The organism is Mucilaginibacter sp. P25 (assembly GCF_050859465.1).
Taxonomy (GTDB): Bacteria; Bacteroidota; Bacteroidia; order Sphingobacteriales; family Sphingobacteriaceae; genus Mucilaginibacter; species Mucilaginibacter gossypii.
In genome coordinates this window covers 1,632,907-1,653,720 of the sequence record NZ_CP193937.1, presented here as the reverse complement: position 1 = coordinate 1,653,720, position 20,814 = coordinate 1,632,907, and the positions used below count along the sequence as shown (strand labels likewise).

Genomic DNA, 20,814 nt, shown 5'->3' with positions numbered 1-20,814 from the left:
ATTCCGAAATCAAAAATGAAACTCTACAGTACCAATAATACCCTATTTGAAGTATCGTTCAAAGACGCGGTTTTTAACAGCATGCCGCAGGATAAAGGCTTATATATGCCTTACAGCATCCCCCGTTTGGATGCTGATTTTATCAACAACCTTGATAAATACTCCCTCCCCGAAATTGCTTTCAAAGTAGCACAAAACCTGCTTGGCGACTCTATTCCGGAGGCCGATTTGAAAGCCTTGATCGATGATGCCATTAACTTCCCAGCTCCTATTGTAAAGCTGGAAGACAATGTATATGTCCTCGAGCTTTTCCACGGACCATCACTGGCATTTAAAGATTTTGGTGCCCGCTTTATGAGCCGCGTAATGAGCTATTTCCTTGAGCCCGGCGAAAAACAACTGGACGTACTGGTTGCCACTAGTGGCGATACCGGCGGTGCTGTAGCCCTTGGCTTTTTAGGTGTCCCCAATACCCGTGTTACCATCCTTTATCCAAAAGGTAAAGTGAGCGGCGTGCAGGAGCAGCAACTAACTACCAATGGTCAAAACATCCGTGCCCTTGAGGTTGACGGTACCTTCGATGATTGCCAGGCCCTGGTGAAACAGGCGTTTGTTGATGATGAGCTAAACGAAAAATTCCGCCTTACATCCGCCAATTCCATCAATATTGCACGTTTGGTTCCGCAAACTTTTTATTACTTCAATGCATATGCACAGCTATTAAGGCAAGGCATTAAAAAAGTAGTTTTCTCCGTGCCAAGCGGCAACTTCGGCAATATAGGCGCAGGTTTGTTAGCCTGGAAAATGGGCTTACCTGTCGAAAAATTTATTGCGGCTACCAATGTCAATGATACTGTGCCTGAGTTTCTAAAAACCGGCGTTTATCAACCCAAACCATCGGTAGCAACTTTATCTAACGCAATGGACGTAGGCAACCCAAGCAACTGGGTACGTATTGCCGATCTGTTTAAAAACGATACCGAAGCGCTTAAAGAATTGGTTATTGGCTTTAAGTACGATGACGAGGAAACTGTAAAAGCCATCAACTGGGTATTTGATAACTATAATTATGTGGTTTGCCCACACACTGCTATCGCATGGCAGGCTTTAACCGATTATAAACAGGGCCATGCCGCTGTTGACACCGCCGGTGTATTCCTTTCAACCGCACATCCTTGTAAATTCCCTGACGTATTTAGCGATGAGGTTGCTGCTAAAATTGAAGTACCGGAACAGGTAAAAGAACTGGAAGCAAAAACCAAGCTCGCAGTTGCCATCAGTAAAGATTTTGCTGATTTTAAAGGCTATCTTTTAGGGGTTAATTAATTTCAGTATTTTTAGCTGCTGGAAAACCAACAACTACCCGTTATTGCAGAAAGCTGGGTAGGCCTGTCAGTCTGAGCCTGTCGAAGACTCGCGCGGAGAGGCCTGCCCACCATGCTTCGACAGGCTCAGCATGACACCCTTTTTCGGTCGTGGGAAAGCTACGCAATAACGGGCAGTTGAAATATGGCCTGATTCAATACTGAAACATAAAATGCTTAGCAAAACCCTGATATTTATCTGCCTCCTGGCAGTTTGCCTAACCGCCTGCAGCCGTAAACAAAAGTTCGACCGTGATAAATGGGATGATGGAGATGGCCTTACGTTCGCTTATCGCCCGGGTATGGTTAATGACCTGATTGAAAGTAAACAGCTTAATAATCTTAAATATCAACAGGTGATCCATTTGCTCCACCGCCCTCAATTAAGCAGTAAAGACAGCATGGTATACGACCTTGACCGAGAATACAGCAAAGGCAAATTGATTTATACTCAAACGCTTGTTGTTTTTTTGAAAGATTCGGTTGTTACAAAGGCCGAGGTTCATGAAACCCACGCAAAGAAAAAATGATCAACACCATAATATTCGATCTGGGGGCCGTTTTAATCGATTGGAACCCGCATTATATGTACCGCACCCTGTTTGCTGATGAACAGGAAATGATAGACTTTTTGGCTAATATTTGTACCTCCGACTGGAATGAGGAGCAGGATGCCGGCCGGTCCTTACAGGAAGGCACAGATTTGCTTGTTGCCCAATTTCCAGAACACGAAGCCAATATCCGTGCTTTTTATTCCCGCTGGATAGAGATGCTTGGCGATCCTTTTCACGATACGGTAGAGATCTTCAAACAATTAAAAGAAAGCGGTAAATACAAAATCTACGCATTGACCAACTGGTCGGCCGAAACTTTTCCGATGGCCCAGGAGCGTTTCGATTTTTTAGGATGGTTTGATGGCATTGTTGTATCCGGCGCCGAAAAAATGCGTAAACCCACCCCTGCCTTTTATCAAACCCTGCTTGATCGTTACCATGTAAATGCAGATGAGGCTTTATTTATTGACGATAACTATCGTAATATTTTAGCGGCGGAAAAAATGGGAATTGAATGTATCCATTTTACATCGGCGGAAGCTTTAGAGATTAAGCTGAAGGAGTTAGAGGTGTTGTAAAATCTTGCAAATCGGCCGCGAGACCATCTGTGATGACGTTCTTAAAACAGGCCTATATTTCTAACGTAAGCGCCGGTAATTGCGTTACAAACGCCATACCATGTTAAGCACCCGTTACAAACGGGCGCTAGTTTATGAACAACACGTATTTATTTCTGCGGGGCAACTATCCATGCTACAATTACCACAGCCAGTATCCCGCCCATAATCAAATAACTTAACGGGTGGGCAAAATTCACTGTCCATCCCATGTACTTAATTCTTTTGGGCACAATGATCCGGCTATCATCTTTGTTGTAATAAAATACGCCGTATTTATAATTATTACTATCCTCTGTAGGTTCCATCGGTACTTATCCAAATAACTCGCTACTCAAATACCTGTCGCCCCGGTCACAGCAAATAAAAACGATTAGGCCCTCTTCCAGTTCTTGAGCAAGCCTTACAGCCGCAGATAGTGCACCGCCGCTGCTCATGCCTGCAAATACACCTTCAACCTTAGCCATTTGGCGGGCCATTTGAGTCGCTTCTTCCTGCGAAATATCCATTACCCTGTCAACCCGTTTGGCCTCAAAAATCTTGGGCAGGTATTCTTCGGGCCACCTGCGGATGCCGGGGATGGAAGAGCCTTCAACCGGTTGGCAACCTACTATCTGTACGTTGGCGTTTTGCTCTTTCAAATATCTTGAACAGCCCATGATGGTACCTGTAGTTCCCATAGCACTTACAAAGTGGGTGATTTTGCCTTCGGTATCGTGCCAAATTTCGGGGCCTGTTGTTTTTACGTGTGCCATGTAGTTATCCGGGTTGGCAAACTGGTTCAGCAGGAAATATTCGCCCGTAGCGGCCTTTTCTTCTGCATAATCACGACAGACTTCTATTCCTTCCAACAGGGTAACTTTAGCTCCAAATGCCTCCATAGTAAGCGTACGCTCGCGGGTGGAGTTGGATGGCATCACCAGCTCTATCTCCAGATCAAACAACCTTGCAATCATAGCCAATGCTATCCCTGTATTGCCGCTGGTAGCTTCAATCAACTTTGTGCCAGGCTTAATGTCGCCGCGCTCAATAGCACTCCTGATCATGTTGAGCGACGCGCGGTCTTTTACGCTGCCACCCGGATTATTGCCTTCCAGCTTGGCGAAGATCCGCACTTTTGGATTTGGGTTCAGCTTTTTAATTTCTACCATAGGCGTGTTGCCTATCAGGTCTATCAATGAAGCCATTATATATTTTTTATGGTAAATGTTCTATTTCTTGTGGCCGAACAATTTAATGCTCAATCTTTTCAGTACCCTGTGGTTAGGTGTGTGGTATACCCTTGAATTTGGCGGCAAACTCTTGGTGAGCCAAACGTTCCCCCTACCACACTGTTATGGCCGATGATGGTTTCTCCGCCCAAAATAGTAGCGCCGGAGTAAATTACCACATTATCCTGAACTGTAGGATGGCGCTTGGTATTGGCCATACTTTTATCCACACTTAATGCCCCCAGGGTAACGCCCTGGTACAGCTTTACATGCTTACCTATTTTACAGCTTTCGCCAATAACAATACCGGTACCATGATCTATATAGAAATACTCGTCTATCTGGGCAGCAGGATGAATATCTATCCCTGTTTTAGAATGCGCATATTCTGTAAGGATCCTTGGCAACAACGGAATATCATCGATATAAAGGCTGTGCGCCACCCGGTAAAGCGAAATGGCATAAAAGCCCGGATAAGTACGGATCACTTCAAACTCGCTGCGAGCAGCAGGGTCTCCGTTAAAAATAGCCTGGATATCGGTATTCAGAATGCGGAATAACTCGGGAAGGCCCTCAAAAAACTTTTTGGCCAGCTTTGAGGTATCACAGTTACTGCAGGCTTTGGTGGCATGCATAATGTCACAAAGTTCATTCTCAAGCCTTAAAAACTCATCCTTCAGCTCCTCAACCGAAGCATACTGTTGCCCGGTTTGTTCGGGGTACAGCAAATGGATCACTTTTAGTGCCCAGGCAGTAATCTCCCTGTTTGAAGGCACAGCCTCCAGCTTTTGCTGTTTAGCAAAAATATGTTGATAAAAATCCTGACTCATGTTTTATGGTGGGGCTGTTTTGGGAAAACAGCCAATAACAGTACAAGTTTATATAAAAGATTGTTGTTAATATGTAAAATGAACCGGATAATTGATATTTGAGTGAATTTAACCTATGCAAAACCATGAAAGACCAGATAATTGAAACGGTAATAAGGCTGTTTGCCGGAGCTGACGAGCGAGATTGGGATAAAATTAAAAACGCCTTTGCCGAAAATGTAGAGCTTGATTATAGTTCCATGACTGGCAACCCGGCAAGTATTGTACCTGCTGAAGGTATTATTACGGCGTGGCGTGGCTTTTTGCCCGGCTTTGACAAAACCAATCATCAGCTGGCCGATTTTTATGTCATGCAAAACGGGTCGGTAGCGCTTGTTCATTATTATGGCAAAGCCGATCATTTTATTGGTGACGACCTATGGATTGTTGAGGGCACTTATGATACCGAGCTCACTGAAACTGATGGCAAATGGATCATCACGAAACATAAGCTTAACCTAATTAAGCAGGATGGCAATACGGACTTGCCGGTACAGGCAGCCGCCCGGGTATCTGAACGGGGTTAATAAAAGACCTTGAAGAGTTACGAAGTTTTAAAAACTTCGTAACTCTGGGATTATGTAACTCATTACAAATCTGCCCCGGCCCTTTTTCTCCGGCTTAGTCCCGCCTGTAAGATTACGGATATGATGATGATCAATAGGCCTGCATAAAAGGATAAATTGAGCTGCCGGGATTCATTGAATAAAATTATTGCCAGTAAAATACTGTAAACAGGCTCCAGGTTAAAGGTTAAGTTAACCGTAAAGGCAGACATTTTCCTCAAAACCTCGGCCACCATAACATAAAGGCCAACCGTGCAAAAAAGCGATAAAAGCAGCAAATAAATGATATCTAATGTGCCTGGTATTATCGTTTTTGAAGGGAAGAAATAAAGATATAGCGGCGAGGCCAGTATCAGCGCGACAGATCCGGCCAGCATCTGATACAAGTTCATAACGGTTGAATCATACTTTTTAACCAGACGCTCGTTCAATATGGTATAAAGGGATGCCAGGAAGGATGAAATTACGCCAAGGATGATCCCGGTTCTGAATGAGGTATCAAAATGAAATATCAAACCGATACCGGCAAGTGTAAGCATACTTAGCAGCAATTCAGTAATATTGAAAGGTTTTTTGTTGATAAGCGGAGACAGAAATGCAGTAAAAAAACTGGTGAGGCAATAGCAAACTACGCCTACCGAAACGTTGGAATATTTGATGCTGGCATAAAAAAACCCAGTGAAAGGCAATTAGTAATCCAGCCTTACCCATTTCCGTTATGTTGCTCCATGAGTATTTAAATTGTGGCTTTTTGAGCCATACAATAATCACCAGGAATAAAAAAGAGAACAGCGTACGGTAACAGGTAAGCAGGTATTCATTTAACGAGATAAGCTTTCCGAATACCCCGGTAAAGCCCGCCAGTATTACGGCTATATGCAACAGAGCAAATGTTTTTTTCATTTTTTGCTAAATTAAGAATCGGTTGGGCAAAGCATAACAATACCAGCAATTGCCCGCATTGAATAAATTGTTTTGAAAATAATGTTGAAAAAATTCAGATCCGATAGAGATTATCGATATCCGTTAGCAAAAAAGAGCTGGTGGTGAATCATTGAAAAATGGCTCCGACGCAAGGATATTGCGAATAAGGGATTTCGAAGCCCCTGCGGTTCCATTTTTAATGTTTACTGTTGTCATTTGTTGATGAGTCAAAAATAAGGAAAAGTTTTGTTTTAACTAAAGATTTGTGATTGTCTTGTCACTTTGGCTATTACCATAAAATTGAAGGCCGTTTTGGTTCACAGAGATAACTTCTACCGCAGGTAGCTTAAGCAGAGATCGGTGCGTCCCACAAGCCGAACGGCCGGGACACACACATACCCTGTGTGTACGAGCCGGGACACTTATATAATAAATGTTTACAGGCGAGCTGCTTATTATTTAGATGGATATAATTACATATCATTTCTTTTTAAATTTATCGGTGATACAACAAAACAATGCCATACACCGTATCATTGCATATTGATAAAAGCAGCAATGTTAAATTGATACAAATCATAGAATGCCGCTAAAACGCCTTTTTTTAAACTTTTAATATTAACGCTGTTTCTATTCCCGGGCCGGGTATGTGCCGACATTCCGTATCAGTTAGTTTACCTGAAAAATTATAGCGCGCCTGATGGCCTGCCCAGTTCAAGGGTTAACTATTTAATGCAGGACAGTAGGGGTTTTATCTGGCTGGCCACCGATAAAGGCGTGAGCAGGTTTGACGGCCAGCACTTTAAAAACTTCACATCGGCCGATGGGCTGGAAAACAATGAGTGTTTCAGGATTGCCGAGGATAATTATCACCGGATTTTTTTACTGTAATAACTACAGGGTCTGTTATTATGAAAACGGGCTTATACATAAGCTTAATTCATCTCAAAAAGTAATCGTTTCACCCTTCGCCAATTTCTTTTTTAACCGTTATAATGAGCTCTGTGTAAATTACAGGCTTAGTACCAAAGTTTATCATTTTGAAGAGTTAAAATCGGAAAGACATGCCATAAGGCATTTGAACGGGTACATTTATGGTTCTGACGGAGAAGAGATCATCCTATCTGAAAACGACCTTGACATCCTCGAAGAAGAGCTTAAGGCCGGCCAGTTAAGTTTTCAAACTGCCAATACCAATATCAAACCTTACCGGTTGGCTTTACATCAAAATTATTTACTATTGATAACTAAAGACTGGGTACATGTTTATCGGTATCAAAAAAGCGGGATCGTCCCGCTCAGTAAAATCTTTTTACCGGGAATGTAACTTCAGTGTATCTTACCGGCAAAAATACGTTTGCCGTTACAACGGTAAAACAGGGCACCTACATTATTAACTATCTTACCGGCGAACGGAAAAATTACCTTAATAATAACATCACTACCGCTACGGTTATTGACCGGGAAAATAATTTATGGTTTGGCAGCTATGACAAAGGCTTTTTCTATGTACCAATCCCGAAATAAAAATCATTAACAAAGAAAGCGGGCTGGCCAATGAAGATGTTTTAAAACTGGCCATTGCAGGAGGTTACCTGTTTACCGGGCATGTTTTAAGCACACTGAGTTATATGAAACTTGGCGCAAATCAAACGCCGTCGATAGGCACTATAACTATGAATCAAAACCGGTCTGACTTTAACCGGATAACCAATCTGCTTACAATCTCGGGCAACACTCTCGTCATAGGTACCGATAATGGTATATTCAGATTAGATATTTCCAATAAGAACCCGTTGTCATGGCATTCTGTAAAAATTTTTTATGGTCCGATAAAAGGAATTGCTGCACGATCCGACACAGTGTATTTCCTTACACAAAATGCAGTTGGCGTTTTGACAGATAAGTTTAAACATCAATTGGGGTACAATTTTAAGCCCATACGTATGACATCTGTAACATGGTATAAGAGTAAGACGCTCGTAGGCTCACTTTACGGGTTATACCAGTTTGTACCTTTCGGGAGCGCCGGCAAGTTTTCCTCTATTCGAATATTGGCCGATAAAGGAATAAATGTTGTTAAGAGCCTGGCATCAAATAATGAAGTATGCGCCATAGGTACCGAAGCTCAGGGGATGTTTTTGCTGGCCGGCGAAAAAATTGTTCAGTTTAGATCTCCTGCTATTTTTTCAGGCGATATCCGTAAACTGGTATGGACAGATGACAATACTTTATGGGTCTGTACCGCAAACGGTGTAAGCATTATCAGCTTCCATAATCATTATCAAAATTACCGCATAAGTTTGCTCAATACCAGTAACGGGCTCCCCTCTGATAACGTTGCCGATGTAGTGCAGAACGGGCATGATTATTACATAGCCACCGATCAGGGCATAGCCGTCACTCAAAATTTAGGGAATACGAGCCTGCCTAAACCTGTGTTGATTAACGACGGGATACCCGGAACTCAAAGCAGCTTTACTTACGGCAGGCCTGTTATATTTAACTGCGTTGCCCTATCCTACAAAAGCATGGGTAAAATACAATACCGCTTCAGGCTTAAGGGGGTTGATAAAAATTGGAGCGTCGCGCCTTCCGGCGAAAAACGGTTCGACCTGCTGCCCCCGGAAACTATGAGTTAGAAGCCGTGGCTGCCGACCGTTTTAACCAGTTAAGCCAGCCGCTCATTTTTAAATTTGACGTTATGCCTTTATGGTATCAACAGTTATGGCTGCAGGTGGTGGCTGTATTAAGTGCCATAATCATCGCTTTCCTGCTGGTACGGAAATATTATCAGTCCATCATCGGCTTACAAAAAAAGGACTATGAAAATGCACTTGCCCTGCAGCGCGAACGACAGCGGATCAGCAGCGAGGTGCATGATGATTTAGGGGCAAGCATCTCCGGCATTAAGCTCAGGACCGAATTGCTCAGCCGCAAAACGGCCGATCAGCCCGCTTTTAAGGAGATAGACGCTATTCATGAAGCCATCACCGATATATCTACCCAGGTAAGGTTAATTATCTGGAGCCTTGATGCCGAAAACGACGAAGTAAGCAACCTGGCCGGCTTTATTCATAAACAAGCCATTAAAATATTTGAATACAGCAATATTGACCTTCATGTAAATACCTCCATTAGCGAAACCCCGGTTACCATCAGCGGCGAAAAAAGGCGCCAGGTATACCTCCTTGTTAAGGAAGTATTAAACAATGTTGTCAAACATTCGGAGGCACAAAACGCGTTTCTGGAAATCAACCTTTACAAAAACCGGCTGCAGATCAGCATCCGTGATGACGGGCGCGGATTTGACCCTGATGTGCGCAAACACGAAACCATGGGCATCCGGAATATTTACGCCCGGGCAAAAAGATTGAACGCCGAACTCAAAATTGATACCGCCCACGGTAAAGGCACATCCATCAGTCTTAAACTAAACCTTTAGCGTATACCCCATAATAGGTATTAAGAAACCCGGGATAATTTAGGAATTAGCATTTTATATTTACTGCAAAGCACGCTCCAGATAATTTTGTTAAAGGATAATTTACACTACCCGCGCGGGCTGGAACAGAAGAAACTAAAAGGCCTCGTTAAAATAACTCCCCTGTTAGTGATCTTTAAAGCCTAACCTTATCATTACCATAATTCGTTGCCGCCCGGCTTCGCGGCACTTGTTATTCACCTTCGCACAATTATAATCACCAGCCTAAAAGATCAATCCCGCTTTAACAGTAAAGGGGCAAACAACCAATTGGTCATTTGCCCCTTTACTTTGTTCAAACCTATCCTGCGCAACCGGAACGACCGCCGGCAGCCTGTGCCTTAAAGGCAAATTCTTAGTTCAGATATTTGGTGATATCCTCAGATAGCGGGGTAGTTTGCGATCTGAAACGGTGGATCAGTTTACCGTTTTCGTCTATGAGGAATTTTTCGAAATTCCATTTGATGTCACCGGTAAAATCAGGGTTTGGAGCGGTTGTTAAGTATTGAAACAACGGATCGATATCCAAACCTAAAACGCTTACTTTACCGCTCATCGGGAATTTTACGTTAAAGTTTTCTTTGCAAAAGGTCTTAATGTCCTGATTAGTGCCCGGCTCCTGGCCGCCAAAGTTATTGGCCGGGAAACCTACTACTACCAGTTTGCCTTTGTATTGTTCAGATAGTTTTTCCAGGTCGGCGTATTGTTTGGTGAAGCCGCATTTTGAAGCCGTATTTACGATCAATACTTTTTTGCCTTTGTATTTAGCCAGGCTAAAATCTTTGCCATCAATGGTTTTCAGTTTAAAATCATATACTGAAGATGGTGCGGTGGCAAATAATAAGGCGATGATGAGTGCCAGTGTTTTCATGGTTTTTACAATTGATTTTTATAATCCACTATAAAAGTAAGGCTAAAAATTTCTTTTAGCTAAGTACTCATCTTCTTTTTGTGTCATTTTTTGTTTTGTAACAACACTTTTATCCGTGTAACCCAACAGGTGCAGGGCGCCGTGAATGATAACACGGTGCAGCTCATTGGTTTCGCCGGTTTTAAATTTGGCGCCATTTTCACGGATGCGGTCTATCGAAATAAAGATATCGCCAACAATATCCCCCTCTACTTCCGAATTATCAAAAGTTACAATGTCGGTAAAAGTATCATGATCAAGATATTGCTGGTTTATTTGCAGCAGGTATGCGTCTGAGCAAAAAATGTAGTTAAGCTCTTTCAGTTTAAAGCCCTCGGCAATTACCGTTTCCTTTATCCATTGTCTTAATTGCGCTTTTTGTTTCGGCTTAAAGGTTGTGTCTTCTTCAAAAAAATTAATCGTGGGCATCAGATCTTAAAGTGAAGTTCAATTTCATTACCCGAGGCATTAAAAATACATTGGTCGGCAAGGTGTTTAATGATAAACACACCGCGGCCGGTGAGGTTCTCGAGATTTTCGGGAGCTGTAGGATCGGCAAGGTTATTATAGTCAAAGCCCGGGCCTTCATCTGTAACAGTCCAGATGATACGCTTCGGTTCCACTTCGGCATTAACAATCACTTTTTTTGTTTCATCCTGTTTGTTACCATGCATAATGGCATTAATAACCGCTTCATTAAGGCAGGTCATCATATTGGCGAAGGTATCCTCCTCAACATGATATTTATCAGCAATTTCTTCTATCAGCTGCTCAAGCAACGTTATGCTCTCCGGTTTTGACGGCAGCTGCAACGTATATAGCTCGCTGGTTTGAACATTTGCCTCTTCCATATTATTTGGCATTAAGTTGATCAAAGTAAGATTTTATTTTTTGTTTATAATACAAATTAAGTGCCGGAGATACCGTTCTGATCTGCTCCGTCTGCTTTGCTTTTTGTTGCTGGTACCCCTGCAGTGCCTTTATGTATCCCGGTGGCAAATCCTTACCTGCATTGCTCTCTCTTTGCTGATCCTGATCTCGTTGCTGCTCGGCCTTTTCGGCCTCTAATAACCGGGTTTGAATTTGCTGCTGCCTTTTTAGCGCGTCATCTGTAATCTTCCTGTTTACGAGATCACGTTCGGTTTGTTCCATTTCTTTCGAAATTTTATCCAAATTGCCCAATCCGCCTGTCCCGTCTTTATTTTCGTCCCTGTCAATTTGTTGCAAAGCCTGCCGTATCATCTGCTGCTGACGTGCCATTTTAGCAAACTGCTCGCTCATATTACCACTATTGCCCTGCTGGCCTTTACCCTGGTTGCCTTGTTGCTGCATCTGCTCGCGGGCCTTTTGCATATTTTGATTAAGCTGTTGCTGCATTTTTGCCAATTGCGATATGGATTGCTGCTTTCCCTTGCCTCCTTTGCCGCCCTTATTCATCATTTTTTGCATTTGCTCAAGCGCTTCGCTCAGCATCAAGGCAAGGTTGTTCATGGATGTCATAGCGTATTGCTGGTTGCGGTTTGCCTCAAGCGTACGCCTGTCGCCCAGAAACTCAAGAGCCTGGTCAATATGCTCGTTGATACTGGTAATCTCCTTATTAACTGTCGACTGGATCTGCGGCACCCTCCTGCTGATGGCATACAAGCTGTCTTCGGCCGTTTTCAAGTTGTCTTTTATATCCTTTTGATTTTGCGATAGCGTAACATATGACGGATCTGTAGGATTGGTGTTTTTAAGCGTTTGCATCAGCTTTTCCTGATTAAACGAACTGTTAACCAGGCTTTTTAACAATTCCCTCAACTGCTGGGCATCAACAGCATTCTCTTTTGATTCGCCTTCGTCGCTATCTTTTTGCATTTTTGCAGCAAGCTCCTTCATTTGCTTTGCTGCCTGCTGCTGCGATTTTGAGGCTTTTGAATTATCCTTTTTTTGCAGATCGCCGGCACTTTGATCCATCTGCTGCTCAATATCTTTGGTTTCCTTTTCAGGATTTTGATAGTCTGATTTACGTTCGGACTGCTCATTGACCTTCTGCAACTCATCGAAGCCTTTCTTCACATCCTGAAAATCCCGCTTCAGCTTATCCTGTTGCTGCTGAAGGTTCTTCTGGTCGGCACCGGGCTGTTTGGTTTGATCAGATAGTTTTTGCTGCTCATCGGCCAGCTTATTCAGCTGATCGAGGTTTTGATTGAGCTTTTGCTCAAACTCCAGCTTTTTGTAAAGTTCCAGCACCCGGTCGAGCTCCTTTTTTAACGATTTATTATCCATCTGCATTTTGGATAATTCATCGCGGGTAGCATCTTTTTGTTGCTCGTTTAACAGTTGTTGCAGGTTTTGAAGCAGCTCTTTTGTTTTTTGATCAAGTACATTGTTAAACAAATCTTCAATCTGCTTTTGCTTAGCCATGATCTCTTCGGTTTGCTGCTGGTTTTCCTGGCGATTGTATAAATTCTTTTTGTTATCGGCCTGGATATCTTTTACCAAATCTTCCAGGTCTTTACGCTTTTGCATCAGGTCTTCTATCTGCTTTTTCTCATCAAACGAGAGTGTATTTTTGTTCAGCAGGTTTTGATTAAGCTTTTGCGCGTCGCGTTCAACCTGTCCCGCCAGCTTTATAGCCGAAGCCATTTTTTCTTTTATAGCTTTTGAGCCCGCATTTAACTGTTGGTTAATCTCCTTGTTGTCAGGCACATTTAGTGTATGTTTTGCTGTACGCGCTGTTTTGTGGCCGGTCACTTCGTCGTTATCGGCAACCTCAAAAAAGTAGCTTACATGGTCGCCGGGATTAATGCCCATTTCCTTTAAGTTCCAATAATAAAAGAAATCGGCTTGTGTTTGGGCCAGGTCTGCATTAACCTTTTTGGTAAATTCCCTTTCTTTGCTGTTGCCTGTAGCCGCGATGGTATAATGAAACGTTAGCGATGAAAAACCATGATCATCCTGGATCTTGCCATTAAAATAAAACGCTTTCATGCTTACCGAATCTGGCTTTTCATCAACAAAGATGGATGGCGCTTCGTCAGTAACAACGTTGATGCGATATGTAGCCGAATCACTCTGATTTACCTGTGCATTAACCGGTAAAAGTTTGTAAACCGACGTTTTCAATATCCGCTCACGGTGTTCAAACAGGTCTGGCCCATTTTGTACCGTAACGTGGCTTTGCCCATTTATGTCAAACATCAATGTACTGGCATACTGGGTATGCAATTGCCAGTTCACAGTTGTACCGGCAGGAATAGTCAAATCGCCGGCATTTAGCAGCCTTTCATTTTTTTATGGAGGTAGGCCGGATAATTTAGGTCAACGTCAAAGTGTAACAGTGCAGGCTTTTGATTTACCTTGATTTCGTAAACAGCCGAACTAAAGCCATTGCCAGAAAACTTAAAGCGGGTATTTTGCTGCAGGTTGCTGAACTGGTAATGAAAACGGCTGATGTTATCTTTATCCAATTTAAACGTATTCTCCCCTGTTTCAACATAAACATCTGCGGGCAGCTTATCGCCTTCCAGTTTAAGGTCGAGCTTTAAATCACTCCCCTGCACAACTGAGAGTGTTTTGTTCAATACAATAAACCTGAACGGAGCAGCAGGAACAAAATATTCGTTATGCCTGATCAGTCTTTTAGTACTTTCGGTTAATACAGAAGGCGCCGCCAATGCAATGATGATAATTACCCCCAGCGGACCAAGCGCCCATTTTAAATATTTGGTGTTTTCTTTAAGGTTGATAGCAGATGGAAAGCTTACCGGTTTAAGCGCCTCTATCTTTTGGTCGATACTGGCCTCGATGAGTGCACGGTGACTTTCATCTTCGGCAGCAAGCTTTTTAGCTGCAGGGTATTGAGCAGCTTATCATGAACATCGTTAAAATGCCTGCCAATAATTTCGGCAGCTTCATCATGCGTTAAAGTTTTGCCCAGCTTAAGCCAGGCCAGCAATGATGGTAAAACCAGCCAGCAAACAAGCACTGTATTAAACAGGATAAAAAAGTAAAAAAGAATGGTACGCAGCAGGATACTGAAATTGCCGAAATATTCGCTTAGGGTAATTACTACATAAGCTGAGAAAAGACCGGCACCTAAAAATATTAATCCACGCAAAAAATTATTGAAATAATACTTCCGGGTGAAAGTATTGATTTTGCCAAGCAAAAGTTCATAATTTTCTGTCGAGGCCATACTACATGTGGAAAACGTTAAATAAACACGCCTTATTAAACGCAAAAGCCATGTATTATATATAACACGTGTTGGTTTAAGTTAAAAATTAAAGCAATAATAATAAAATGTTAATTGTTTATGACAATTAAAATTGATTCCCGCTCTTTATTGGGAAATACATGGTTTAAAACAATGATAATGGGCAAAATTGGGAAAATCTTATTCCTGCTCCTCAACTGTTTCTTCCTCAGGCTCCGGGGATTCCAGCTTATGCAGCCAAATACCGGCTATTCCCGTAATTGAATATGGAAATATAATTACTGCTATAGAAGATACAGCCGAAACCTTTTTTCAAAAAGTAATTCAAAAAACGGGAGCATAGTAATTATCAATATAGCTATGGTTAAAACCTGTTTTACATAAAACGGCTCTCTCTTTTTTGATAAAGAGTATACTGCCCCCCAAAATACAAAGGCGAAAGGAATAGTAAGCAGCAGAACCATATCTGCAAAAATGATGTAGTCTTTTTGGATCTCTGCAATAAGGCTTATTTCAGGATTTTCGATAATAAACCATGACAGCACAAGGTGGAGCAATGGCGCAATGATTACCATCAGCAACCAAACTTTTAAACTGTATATAAATGACCTGTTCATAATTTATTAAGCGCGCTAACAAGATACATAGCAGTCAATAAAATAACAAGGCTACCCGGGTTCGTAAACGGTATCCGATTATTATTTAACACCGCAATTATAATCGTGATAACCCGGAAAATGCTTTTTTACATACAGCCGTTGCGCTTCCATACTTGCAGATTTGAAAACAACACTGATTTAAAGGCCACGCCATTTAATTTAAAAGGTTTACATTAAAATATAGAACTGTTTTTTTATCCAAAAATTATATCTGCAACAGCAGAAAACCCTCTCCTAAAATAGCGGAACAAAAATTTCGACTTTCGGGGAACAAACGTAGGATTTGGGCCACAAATAACAAGTACGATTATTTATTTTAAATTTCTACATTAAATTAACCCCGGGTTAATTGCCGCAATATAAATTACCATAAAAAAGGGTGTTTTCACGGATTGTTAAGCGTATAGTTAATTATTACCTTGCATCAATTTAGCCACAGCCCTATCATGACCATTCCGATCCAACTCAATAAATCCATATTGGACTACTTTAGTGTAGGTGGCGTTTGGCAAAATATTTTATTTTATGCCACTATACTTTGCCTTTTATATATTAACATTTTGTTAACCCGTCGAAAGAAAAGTTATAAGCTGCAGCCAGTTGGGGACTTACCTGACGAAAAAGACGAGTCTGCGCTGACGACGGCAGATAGCACCGGGCTCAAAACAAACGCCGCTTTAAATAATGAAACAGCTACACTAAGAAACGAGCTTTTGGCTTTGGGCGAAAAATTGGAGCTTTCGTACATGAAATCGGAAAGACTTAATGGCCAGTTATCGGAAATATTGGATAGTGTTGAATTAACAATGGCCTACGATCATACCCTTTGGGATTGGTCGCTGGATTTCAGCAGCAAAGAGATTACGCTTTCCGAATATGGCTTAAAGCTCTTCGGCTTTCCGGAAAATACAAAGCCCGTTTTAAATGAGGCTATCCATATTGTTGATCCCCGGTACCAGACGGCACTTATGGATGCTGTTGAAAAATCATTTAAAACCGGTGCCGACTTCTCAATCACCTGCCTCGTTCATCCATTAAATGGTAGCCAGTCAAAAGAAATAAAGGCAGCGGGCAGGGTGTATTATAACGAGCACGAAACACCCCTAAAACTATCCGGGAAATTTTCAATTACCCATACCGAGCCACTGATGAAGAGGTGATTGTGCTTTACAGATTCCGTTTCCGGGCGGATCTGCAAGTGTTCAATTTTTAAAAGTGTGAACGCCCGCCTTCTTTCCATAAAAAAACATTGCTGGTTGTCAGACACTTGCGTTTTCGCTAAAATGCTTTAAAAGCCGACCTGAACAAACAAGCGCTGATAATCAACAAGTTACAAATTTTCATTTCCAAACATTGAACACCCGGTTTTCAAAAATTGAACACTGACAAGATCCTGTCAGTTTATTGGGAGGGATTAGCCCGTTAAGTAACCGGCTTAATCAGCCTGGCACTTACACTTCAATCCGTTTAAAGCGCTAAGTCTTTTGAATGTTGTTCAGCGCCTTATTAATTCTTTTAACCGCTGTAGTTATAATTTGCAGCTTCATGTCATTATCACTAAAACATCATTATTTATTTCTGCGTTTTTTATCCGGCGTTGGTGTTACATTTTCAAAATCTACACTGGCCTCTCTTTTTCGCGGAGTTAACAATCTTGTTTTGTGCACAATGTACTCATTGTCCTTCCCTATCTCTATTATATAGAATACATAAAGCGTTTGAGCAGTGAGATCTGTTGTTTTTTTCGCAAAATCGATCAGCGTGGGAAGACTGACCATCTTGATCTTTGATAGTGAAGCATTACTAACACTCTGGCCAGAATCCTTTAAATTATATACAAAAGTTGGTTCGCTATTGTATTTGAGACATGGGCATTTTACGGTAAAGTATTTGTACTGTGATTCTATCCCAACATCCCACATCCTATCTTTCGGCATTGTATTAGCAGTATCCAGCAAATAATAAACCGTGTCGATATTGTTGGCTACCTTTTGAGCCGAAGCGCTATAAATGTTAAGCCAAAGTATTACGATCAAAAAGTATTTCATAAACTAATTAGTTGCAATTTCCGGGTAATTTATCATTTGAGTTCAAAGAACTGTTATAAAAATTATTTAACTGCGCATCTGTTAGCGAGTATTTTGTTTTAATAGCATTATACGCCTGTTGTAAAGTAGCTGTTTCCGTCGCTGTTGCTGATGGATCGGAAGTATTTAATCCATATAACATTGCGCTGGCATATTCTGCGTCCGTATGGGCTGATTTATCCCATGTTTTCAAGGCGCCGACCGCTTGGTCAAAATAATTGGTCAGCATGACCAGATGGTTGCTGTAATTGGCAGGCAAACCATCCAGCGTACACCATTGATCTATAGATAAAAGCCAGTTGTTGTTTGTGAAATCGGTATATCCCTGGGACGCATTATCTTGGGCAGTCGATAGTCCGTAGTTGATATAAGCATGCATAGTTTCATGTATAATTGTTGCAGCAATCAATAACCTCGAACTATTTTGAAGCATCTTTGTATTTAATGTGATGGTCGCGCTTTGACCGATACCGGAAGACTGAGGCTGGGTTTGCCCAAGTTTATAGGTTAACTCAGTGCTATTGGGCTTAGAAACGGCCCAATCAAGGTTAGCGTTTTGCCAAACCAGATCAGGTCTTTGCGATGTTATAAATGGAGACACCAGATTGGTATATACGCCGATACTTGCCAGTTGATCAATAATCAATTTAGTAGCACATGGGAAATACTTCGCAAGGCTGTCAGTTCTCACTGTAAAAAGCACCGGTGGCGGTGGTACTACACATGGCGAAGCCGGTGGATCCGGGGGATATGTTGGCGGGGGAAAGTTCCATCGCCATCGCCAGGAGGCTGCTGTACATTTTTATCAAGGATTAAACGATCACCTGTCGATTGCACTTGTAATTTGGTAGCATTCGTTCCTGGGCAAGGCTGGCTTGGTGGATTGCTGCCACCAGCGCTACCACTTCCTGTGGAACCTGATGGTGCCCCCCATCCCCGCCACCATCTACCCAATCACAAGTCGCTCCTAAATATTTAACGTCTACAACCTCTCCGTTTACCTCCGATATCTGATACCAATCAGTACAATCCTGTTGTAATTTATTAGTTTGTAAGCTTTGAACAGCCTGGCTACCCTTTTGAGATAATGGACCAGAAGTGGTTGACATCGCTTTGAGGATTCGGCCATTCTTATAAAACCAACCGCTTATAAATTTACCTTTTGGGGTACTGTATAAAACTGTTCCGGAAAAATCACTGTCGCGCTTGTTATATCTGTTCCTGTCAAGTTTGCTCAGGTCATTCTTTAAATAAGCTGGGTCTGCGATCACAGTCATCACATAAGCATCGTAGCTTTCTCCGTTTTTTAATAATAAGAAGGAGCTGTGGCTTTGGAACTGCTCGGTGGCCTTTCCGGAATTCATGTTTTTTAGTTCAGCATGGTACTGTACACTCGGATCAATCGGGATTTCGAGGACTTGCTGCCCTGTACGCAGGTACGTACTCCCATTCTGCCATACTGGTCTTATTAGCTGACTAATGTCCGCACTATCTTGTATTGACTGAACTCCCATTTTGCTATTCGCCGGGAATGCATTTTCATACCAGGCCTTAGCCCGAACAATCGCCGGGTCGCTTATTTGAACGGTGGAATCTTCATGGCGGTCTTTTTTACAACTATTTACGGATAGAATAATCGCAGAAACAATAGCGATTGGGTACAAGACTTTAGGAAAAGATTTAAGTTTAAGGTATTTCATATTACGCGGTTCAGGCTTTGAACAAATATTGAAATTATATTTAAAGTTTATAGTACGTAAAGAAAATATTACCTATTACTATAAAATATTTCATTTATAAGCCTAAGGGAAAATAACTGAACCCGAGATATTAGAAAGTCAATTATCGTGGAGTCCGTGAATGTAACAGCGAATCAGATAGCGCTTATTAAGTAATAGCGGGACTACTTAAAATGAAATGATCTTATTGGACTTTTTTCTCCTGAAACCATAATCTTATTAAGACAGAAAACCTTTAAATCCGCAGTTGCCGCCAAGATAGCTTTAAAAGCCACATTTACATTTTGAAATATCCCGCCAACAATTATATTTGCAGCCCGGCCATACATTTATTTCGGGATGTAGCGTAGCCCGGTATCGCGCCAGCATGGGGTGCTGGAGGTCGTGGGTTCGAATCCCGCCATCCCGACTTGAACACAAGCTTTAAAGAGCATATTTGAGCAGTTTTTTACTGATTGAATATGCTCTTTTTTGATTGTTGACCTTCTTATAGACCTTGATATTAGTATTACTGCCATAACAGATTATGTTATGAAATAGGTTTGCCTGCCCGTTTACACAAAAATCCCGATGATCGTTTCGTCCGGGATTGTAATGCTTCACAAGCATGATGCTTGCTTTATTTTAGGACGAAGTTATGCTTTCGCTAAACTTCGACCAGTAGGGGATGTAGTGAAGAAAACGACTGTTGCAAAAACTGGAGAGACGGGTAAAGGAAAGAAAGATGCGAAAGACAGCCAAAATTAACTTTCCTAACTATCTGATTTATGTCCTATAGTAAAACTTAGCGGCCCGTAAAGCCGCTTTTTATATTTCTAAAAAGATCGCGAGATGTCCATAATCCACTGGCAATGATCCGCCGCATAGTCAGGTTCGGATAAGTTTTGTCACGTGGCGCATCCAGCTGAAAAGCCGCTTTAAACCCTATCTTTTTTAGCTCGGGCAAGCCTTTACTATTCCAGTAACCGAAAGGAAAAGCGAAATAATCCACAACTTTTCCGGTTATGTCTTCCAAATTTTTTTCGAAGCTGCGATCTGCGGCTCAAATTCCACAGGCTTCAAATGCCTGAAGTCCGTATGGCTTTGGGTATGGCAGCCGATTACATGCCCTTCAGCTGAAAGCTGTTTAATCTGCGCGGCATTCATGAACCAGGGATGCGTGCCGATCTTCCCGGTAATGATAAAGAATACTCCCTTAAAGCCGTAAGATTCCAGCACCGGCAATCCGTTTTTGAACTGGTCGGCATTGGTATCATCAAAAGTCAGCATAATGGGTTTGGCAGGCAGCAGCTTACCAGATAATAGCCCATCCGGTAAAACCGTCTGATAACCACTGTCCGCCAGCATTTTCATTTGCGCTTTAAAAACGGCAGGCGGGATAATGTACTGCTTATCCGTCCGGCTGTCTTTAGCTTTAAAATCCCGGATCTGGTGATAACAAAGGATCGGGATTTGTCTTTGGGCAAATCCGCAAAGGCAGCATACTAATAGGGAAAGTAGGGCGCTTAATTTTTTCAAGAATGTAAAAATAAACTTCGTTTTGACGGATGCAAAAGTTAATTATGGTTAGAGCTTAAGTTAATTTTAAACAACAAAAAAGCTCTTATACCATTGATTGTAGGTGTCGTA

General features: G+C 41.9%; 26 protein-coding genes and 1 tRNA gene. 11 read left to right on the top strand and 16 right to left on the bottom strand.

The features are described from left to right. Positions 1-15 precede the first annotated feature (15 nt). The 3 genes from thrC (at position 16) to ACRQ5D_RS08735 (ending at position 2,496) form a co-directional block, all read left to right on the top strand. Complete coding sequence (gene thrC / locus ACRQ5D_RS08745; protein WP_091176131.1) at positions 16-1,326, top strand: threonine synthase; 1,311 nt, start codon at positions 16-18, stop codon at positions 1,324-1,326. Between the two features lie 211 nt (positions 1,327-1,537). Next, positions 1,538-1,894, top strand: coding sequence for a hypothetical protein (locus tag ACRQ5D_RS08740; RefSeq protein ID WP_091176136.1), 357 nt, complete (start codon positions 1,538-1,540; stop codon positions 1,892-1,894). Further along, complete coding sequence (locus tag ACRQ5D_RS08735; protein WP_091176139.1) at positions 1,891-2,496, top strand: HAD family hydrolase; 606 nt, start codon at positions 1,891-1,893, stop codon at positions 2,494-2,496. The genes ACRQ5D_RS08740 and ACRQ5D_RS08735 overlap by 4 nt, the downstream gene beginning before the upstream one ends. Before the next feature lie 149 nt (positions 2,497-2,645). Here ACRQ5D_RS08735 and ACRQ5D_RS08730 read toward each other — a convergent pair whose 3' ends face one another. The 3 genes from ACRQ5D_RS08730 to ACRQ5D_RS08720 form a co-directional block, all read right to left on the bottom strand. After that, complete coding sequence (locus tag ACRQ5D_RS08730; protein WP_091176142.1) at positions 2,646-2,843, bottom strand: DUF5808 domain-containing protein; 198 nt, start codon at positions 2,841-2,843, stop codon at positions 2,646-2,648. A 6-nt stretch (positions 2,844-2,849) separates the two neighbouring features. Beyond that, the gene (cysM, locus tag ACRQ5D_RS08725) at positions 2,850-3,722 is read right to left on the bottom strand and encodes a cysteine synthase CysM (RefSeq protein ID WP_091176144.1); all 873 of its coding nucleotides are present in this window, start codon (positions 3,720-3,722) and stop codon (positions 2,850-2,852) included. 62 nt (positions 3,723-3,784) lie between these two features. Further along, on the bottom strand, positions 3,785-4,576 hold the full coding sequence (locus tag ACRQ5D_RS08720) for a serine O-acetyltransferase (protein WP_431199419.1): 792 nt from the start codon (positions 4,574-4,576) through the stop codon (positions 3,785-3,787). A gap of 125 nt (positions 4,577-4,701) precedes the next feature. Here ACRQ5D_RS08720 and ACRQ5D_RS08715 point away from each other — a divergent pair, with 125 nt between their 5' ends. Continuing rightward, a complete protein-coding gene (locus ACRQ5D_RS08715; RefSeq protein ID WP_091176149.1) occupies positions 4,702-5,142 on the top strand; it encodes a nuclear transport factor 2 family protein in 441 nt (146 codons plus the stop codon). 62 nt (positions 5,143-5,204) lie between these two features. On the opposite strand, the gene ACRQ5D_RS08710 is transcribed toward ACRQ5D_RS08715, so the two are convergent. Continuing rightward, on the bottom strand, positions 5,205-5,870 hold the full coding sequence (locus ACRQ5D_RS08710; protein WP_432328661.1) for a DMT family transporter: 666 nt from the start codon (positions 5,868-5,870) through the stop codon (positions 5,205-5,207). Between the two features lie 850 nt (positions 5,871-6,720). On the opposite strand from ACRQ5D_RS08710, the gene ACRQ5D_RS08705 reads away from it, so the two are divergent. The 5 genes from ACRQ5D_RS08705 to ACRQ5D_RS08685 all read left to right on the top strand — a co-directional run bounded on the left by ACRQ5D_RS08705 (position 6,721) and on the right by ACRQ5D_RS08685 (position 9,550). Beyond that, positions 6,721-6,996 (top strand): two-component regulator propeller domain-containing protein, encoded by a 276-nt coding sequence (locus ACRQ5D_RS08705; protein ID WP_431200974.1) that lies wholly within the window; start codon positions 6,721-6,723, stop codon positions 6,994-6,996. Between the two features lie 187 nt (positions 6,997-7,183). Then, positions 7,184-7,432 carry a hypothetical protein gene (locus ACRQ5D_RS08700; protein ID WP_432328660.1) on the top strand — a complete coding sequence of 83 codons (249 nt, stop codon included), beginning with the start codon at positions 7,184-7,186 and terminating at the stop codon, positions 7,430-7,432. Between the two features lie 5 nt (positions 7,433-7,437). Then, a complete protein-coding gene (locus tag ACRQ5D_RS08695; protein ID WP_432328659.1) occupies positions 7,438-7,632 on the top strand; it encodes a two-component regulator propeller domain-containing protein in 195 nt (64 codons plus the stop codon). A gap of 104 nt (positions 7,633-7,736) precedes the next feature. Beyond that, positions 7,737-8,747: a hypothetical protein gene (locus ACRQ5D_RS08690; RefSeq protein WP_432328658.1), complete on the top strand. Its 1,011-nt coding sequence runs from the start codon at positions 7,737-7,739 to the stop codon at positions 8,745-8,747. A gap of 5 nt (positions 8,748-8,752) precedes the next feature. Next, a complete protein-coding gene (locus ACRQ5D_RS08685; RefSeq protein WP_431199415.1) occupies positions 8,753-9,550 on the top strand; it encodes a sensor histidine kinase in 798 nt (265 codons plus the stop codon). Between the two features lie 394 nt (positions 9,551-9,944). On the opposite strand, the gene ACRQ5D_RS08680 is transcribed toward ACRQ5D_RS08685, so the two are convergent. The 7 genes from ACRQ5D_RS08680 to ACRQ5D_RS08650 all read right to left on the bottom strand — a co-directional run bounded on the left by ACRQ5D_RS08680 (position 9,945) and on the right by ACRQ5D_RS08650 (position 15,317). After that, positions 9,945-10,460 carry a glutathione peroxidase gene (locus tag ACRQ5D_RS08680; RefSeq protein WP_091174940.1) on the bottom strand — a complete coding sequence of 172 codons (516 nt, stop codon included), beginning with the start codon at positions 10,458-10,460 and terminating at the stop codon, positions 9,945-9,947. A 42-nt stretch (positions 10,461-10,502) separates the two neighbouring features. After that, positions 10,503-10,928 carry an rRNA maturation RNase YbeY gene (ybeY, locus tag ACRQ5D_RS08675; RefSeq protein WP_091174938.1) on the bottom strand — a complete coding sequence of 142 codons (426 nt, stop codon included), beginning with the start codon at positions 10,926-10,928 and terminating at the stop codon, positions 10,503-10,505. Beyond that, positions 10,928-11,350, bottom strand: a complete 423-nt coding sequence (locus ACRQ5D_RS08670; RefSeq protein WP_091174936.1) for an ATP-binding protein — start codon at positions 11,348-11,350, stop codon at positions 10,928-10,930. Before ACRQ5D_RS08670 ends, ybeY begins: the two co-directional genes overlap by 1 nt. 1 nt (position 11,351) lies before the next feature. Then, positions 11,352-13,745 (bottom strand): DUF4175 family protein, encoded by a 2,394-nt coding sequence (locus tag ACRQ5D_RS08665; RefSeq protein WP_431199414.1) that lies wholly within the window; start codon positions 13,743-13,745, stop codon positions 11,352-11,354. A gap of 11 nt (positions 13,746-13,756) precedes the next feature. Beyond that, positions 13,757-14,158: a hypothetical protein gene (locus ACRQ5D_RS08660; RefSeq protein WP_432328657.1), complete on the bottom strand. Its 402-nt coding sequence runs from the start codon at positions 14,156-14,158 to the stop codon at positions 13,757-13,759. A 104-nt stretch (positions 14,159-14,262) separates the two neighbouring features. Next, positions 14,263-14,679: a hypothetical protein gene (locus tag ACRQ5D_RS08655; RefSeq protein WP_432328656.1), complete on the bottom strand. Its 417-nt coding sequence runs from the start codon at positions 14,677-14,679 to the stop codon at positions 14,263-14,265. A 305-nt stretch (positions 14,680-14,984) separates the two neighbouring features. Further along, a complete protein-coding gene (locus tag ACRQ5D_RS08650) occupies positions 14,985-15,317 on the bottom strand; it encodes a hypothetical protein (RefSeq protein WP_431199412.1) in 333 nt (110 codons plus the stop codon). A 488-nt stretch (positions 15,318-15,805) separates the two neighbouring features. On the opposite strand from ACRQ5D_RS08650, the gene ACRQ5D_RS08645 reads away from it, so the two are divergent. Beyond that, the gene (locus ACRQ5D_RS08645) at positions 15,806-16,519 is read left to right on the top strand and encodes a hypothetical protein (RefSeq protein WP_091174927.1); all 714 of its coding nucleotides are present in this window, start codon (positions 15,806-15,808) and stop codon (positions 16,517-16,519) included. A gap of 408 nt (positions 16,520-16,927) precedes the next feature. Here ACRQ5D_RS08645 and ACRQ5D_RS08640 read toward each other — a convergent pair whose 3' ends face one another. The 3 genes from ACRQ5D_RS08640 to ACRQ5D_RS08630 form a co-directional block, all read right to left on the bottom strand. Then, positions 16,928-17,407: a hypothetical protein gene (locus tag ACRQ5D_RS08640; protein ID WP_091174922.1), complete on the bottom strand. Its 480-nt coding sequence runs from the start codon at positions 17,405-17,407 to the stop codon at positions 16,928-16,930. 7 nt (positions 17,408-17,414) lie between these two features. Continuing rightward, positions 17,415-18,137, bottom strand: coding sequence for a SprT-like domain-containing protein (locus ACRQ5D_RS08635; RefSeq protein ID WP_431199411.1), 723 nt, complete (start codon positions 18,135-18,137; stop codon positions 17,415-17,417). A gap of 121 nt (positions 18,138-18,258) precedes the next feature. Further along, the gene (locus ACRQ5D_RS08630; protein ID WP_431199410.1) at positions 18,259-19,146 is read right to left on the bottom strand and encodes a hypothetical protein; all 888 of its coding nucleotides are present in this window, start codon (positions 19,144-19,146) and stop codon (positions 18,259-18,261) included. 374 nt (positions 19,147-19,520) lie between these two features. Between ACRQ5D_RS08630 and ACRQ5D_RS08625 the strand changes: the two genes are divergently transcribed. Next, positions 19,521-19,594: transfer RNA gene (locus ACRQ5D_RS08625), tRNA-Pro, on the top strand. Between the two features lie 375 nt (positions 19,595-19,969). On the opposite strand, the gene ACRQ5D_RS08620 is transcribed toward ACRQ5D_RS08625, so the two are convergent. Both ACRQ5D_RS08620 and ACRQ5D_RS08615 read right to left on the bottom strand, forming a co-directional pair. Continuing rightward, entirely contained in the window at positions 19,970-20,200 is a 231-nt protein-coding gene (locus ACRQ5D_RS08620; RefSeq protein WP_431199409.1) for a hypothetical protein, read from the bottom strand. Then, positions 20,188-20,703, bottom strand: coding sequence for a polysaccharide deacetylase family protein (locus ACRQ5D_RS08615; RefSeq protein WP_431199408.1), 516 nt, complete (start codon positions 20,701-20,703; stop codon positions 20,188-20,190). The genes ACRQ5D_RS08620 and ACRQ5D_RS08615 overlap by 13 nt, the downstream gene beginning before the upstream one ends. Positions 20,704-20,814 lie beyond the last annotated feature (111 nt).

Excerpts from the sequence above, each read along its gene's own strand:
- ACRQ5D_RS08650 (WP_431199412.1), bottom strand. The coding sequence starts at position 15,317 with ATGAACAGGTCATTTATATACAGTTTAAAAGTTTGGTTGCTGATGGTA.
- ACRQ5D_RS08730 (WP_091176142.1), bottom strand. The coding sequence starts at position 2,843 with ATGGAACCTACAGAGGATAGTAATAATTATAAATACGGCGTATTTTAT.
- ACRQ5D_RS08740 (WP_091176136.1), top strand. The coding sequence starts at position 1,538 with ATGCTTAGCAAAACCCTGATATTTATCTGCCTCCTGGCAGTTTGCCTA.
- ACRQ5D_RS08655 (WP_432328656.1), bottom strand. The coding sequence starts at position 14,679 with ATGGCCTCGACAGAAAATTATGAACTTTTGCTTGGCAAAATCAATACT.
- cysM (WP_091176144.1), bottom strand. The coding sequence starts at position 3,722 with ATGGCTTCATTGATAGACCTGATAGGCAACACGCCTATGGTAGAAATT.
- thrC (WP_091176131.1), top strand. The coding sequence starts at position 16 with ATGAAACTCTACAGTACCAATAATACCCTATTTGAAGTATCGTTCAAA.
- ACRQ5D_RS08640 (WP_091174922.1), bottom strand. The coding sequence starts at position 17,407 with ATGAAATACTTTTTGATCGTAATACTTTGGCTTAACATTTATAGCGCT.
- ACRQ5D_RS08720 (WP_431199419.1), bottom strand. The coding sequence starts at position 4,576 with ATGAGTCAGGATTTTTATCAACATATTTTTGCTAAACAGCAAAAGCTG.
- ACRQ5D_RS08645 (WP_091174927.1), top strand. The coding sequence starts at position 15,806 with ATGACCATTCCGATCCAACTCAATAAATCCATATTGGACTACTTTAGT.
- ACRQ5D_RS08735 (WP_091176139.1), top strand. The coding sequence starts at position 1,891 with ATGATCAACACCATAATATTCGATCTGGGGGCCGTTTTAATCGATTGG.
- ACRQ5D_RS08690 (WP_432328658.1), top strand. The coding sequence starts at position 7,737 with ATGAAACTTGGCGCAAATCAAACGCCGTCGATAGGCACTATAACTATG.
- ACRQ5D_RS08630 (WP_431199410.1), bottom strand. The coding sequence starts at position 19,146 with ATGAAATACCTTAAACTTAAATCTTTTCCTAAAGTCTTGTACCCAATC.
- ACRQ5D_RS08680 (WP_091174940.1), bottom strand. The coding sequence starts at position 10,460 with ATGAAAACACTGGCACTCATCATCGCCTTATTATTTGCCACCGCACCA.
- ACRQ5D_RS08715 (WP_091176149.1), top strand. The coding sequence starts at position 4,702 with ATGAAAGACCAGATAATTGAAACGGTAATAAGGCTGTTTGCCGGAGCT.
- ybeY (WP_091174938.1), bottom strand. The coding sequence starts at position 10,928 with ATGCCCACGATTAATTTTTTTGAAGAAGACACAACCTTTAAGCCGAAA.
- ACRQ5D_RS08670 (WP_091174936.1), bottom strand. The coding sequence starts at position 11,350 with ATGGAAGAGGCAAATGTTCAAACCAGCGAGCTATATACGTTGCAGCTG.